At 72.8% G+C, this 2,418-nt stretch carries 1 protein-coding gene; it reads right to left on the bottom strand.

Features of this window, described 5'->3' with window-relative positions:
- The coding region (locus tag ALMP_RS27665; protein ID WP_264933127.1) for a condensation domain-containing protein at positions 1 to 2,418 on the bottom strand (2,418 nt) is incomplete at both ends.

The following is a 2,418-nucleotide window of genomic DNA, read 5'->3' as shown; positions in this document are numbered from 1 at the left end:
ACAACGCCACATCACCCGACACCACCGCCACCGCCCCCGGACACTCCCCCACCCGCGCCTCGAACAGCTCGACCAGACCGGTCGTCGGCGCCGGCACGGTGTGCGCGGCCGGGAGCAGCCGGTGTTCGGTGTCGGTGAGCACGTCGAAGCGGCTCAGGCGTCGGTGCGGTGTGGCGGCCGCGTCCTTGAGGAGGCGCATCCAGCGCTCGCACATGGTCCGCACGGTCGCCGGGTCGAACAGGTCCGTGGCGTACTCGACGAACCCGCTGATGCCCTGCGGGATGCCGTCGTCGGCGTGCCGTTCGGACATGGAGAAGATCAGGTCGAGCTTGGACGTGGTCGTGGTGAGCTGGACGCCCTCGGTACGCAGGCCGGGCGGGGCGAACTCCGCCTGTGGTGCGTTCTGTAGGACGAGCATGATCTGGAACAGCGGGTGGTGGGCGAGGGAGCGCGTCGGGTTGAGCGTCTCGACGAGGTACTCGAACGGCAGATCCTGGTGGGCGTACGCGGCCAGCGCGACGTCCCGGACACGGCCGAGGAGTTCGGTGAAGGTGGGGTCGCCGCTGGTGTCGGTGCGCAGGACGAGGGTGTTGACGAAGTATCCGATCAGGTCGTCCAGGGCCTGGTCGGTGCGGCCGGCGATGAGGCTGCCGACGGGGATGTCGTCGCCGGCGCCCAGCTTGTGCAGCAGGCCGGCCAGCCCGGCCTGGAGGACCATGAAGAGGCTGGTGCCCTGGTCGCGGGCCAGGTCGCGCAGGGCCTGGTGCAGGTCGGCGTCCAGTTCCACGCGGACGAAGCCGCCGCGGTGGGAGGCGATCGGGGGGCGGGGCCGGTCGGTGGGCAGCTGGATCTGCTCGGGCAGCCCGGCGAGGGCGTCCGTCCAGTGGGCGGCCTGGCGGGCGTACAGGCTGTCGGGGTCGTCGGCGTCACCGAGGAGGTCACGCTGCCAGAGGGTGTAGTCGGCGTACTGCACCGGCAGCGGCGCCCAGACGGGCTCCTCGCCTCGGCAGCGGGCGGCGTAGGCGTCGGCCAGGTTGTGCGCCAGCGGGCCGAGCGACCAGCCGTCGCCCGCGATGTGGTGGACGACCAGCAGCAGGACGTGGTCATCGGGGGCGAGGGTGAACAGCTCGGCGTACAGGGGCAGGTCATGGGCGAGGTCGAAGGGACGGCGCAGCGCCTCGGCGAGTACGGCGTCCAGTTCCTCCTCGGTCGTGCCGCGCGCGTTCAGCCGCAGCCGGGCCGCCTCGGGGCCGAGGACCCGTTGGTACGGGGTGCCGTCGATCTGGGGGTAGAGGGTGCGCAGGCTCTCGTGGCGGGCCACGACGTCGCCGAGGGCGTGCTGGAGGGCGGCGCGGTCCAGGGGGCCGTGCAGACGCCAGGCGAGGGGGATGTTGTAGTTGGCGCTCGCGCCTTCCAGCTGGTGCAGGAACCACAGGCGTCGCTGTGCGAACGACAGCGGCACCAGGTCGGGGCGGTGTTCCCGCGGGGTGAGGGCGAGCCGGGCCTGTCCGGCGCCGGCGAGGCTCGCGGCCAGCCCGGCCGGGGTGGGGGCCTCGAAGAGGGCGCGCAGTTCCAGTTCCACTCCGAGGGTGGCGCGGACGCGGGCGACGAGGCGGGTGGCGAGCAGGGAGTGGCCGCCCAGGTCGAAGAAGCTGTCGTCGACGCCCGCCTCCGCGACGCCGAGGATCTCGGCGAACAGCTCGCACAGGATCTGCTCCTGCGGGGTGCGTGGGGCGCGGCCCGCGCCGAGGACGCCGGCCTGCGGTTCGGGCAGGGCGCGGCGGTCCAGCTTGCCGTTGACGGTCAGCGGCAGCGCCTCCAGGGGGACGAACGCCGACGGCACCATGTACTCGGGCAGCCGCTCCCGCAGGTGCTCACGCAGGGTCGACGCGAGCGCCACACATCCCGGGGCGGGCACGACGTAGGCGACCAGACGGACGTCGTCGGCGCGGTCCTGGCGCGCCACCACGGTCACGTCACCGACCTCCGGGTGAGCGGCCAACGCGGCCTCGATCTCCCCGAGTTCGATGCGGAAGCCGCGCACCTTCACCTGGTCGTCGGCGCGGCCGACGAACTCCAGGGAGCCTCGTGCGTTCCAGCGGACGACGTCTCCGGAGCGGTACATACGGGTGCCGGCGGGCCCGTAGGGGTCGGCGACGAAACGGGACGCGGTCAGCCCTGGCCGGTTCAGATACCCGTGGGCCAGCCCGGTACCCGCGATGTACAGCTCGCCGGGGACTCCGACCGGGACCGGTCGCAGGGCCGCGTCGAGGACGTACGCCCGCAGGTCGGGAAGGGCGGTGCCGATGTCGCTCGCGGCACCGGCGACGGCGCTGTCGGCCGTGAGCGCGGTATGGGTGACGTGGACGGTGGTCTCGGTGATGCCGTACATGTTCACCAGCACCGGAGCGTCGTCCG

This window comes from Streptomyces sp. A012304, assembly GCF_026008495.1.
In the GTDB taxonomy this organism is placed as follows: Bacteria; Actinomycetota; Actinomycetes; order Streptomycetales; family Streptomycetaceae; genus Streptomyces.
The sequence above is the reverse complement of the archived record's forward strand: the minus strand, read 5'-3'. Positions and strand labels throughout refer to the sequence as shown.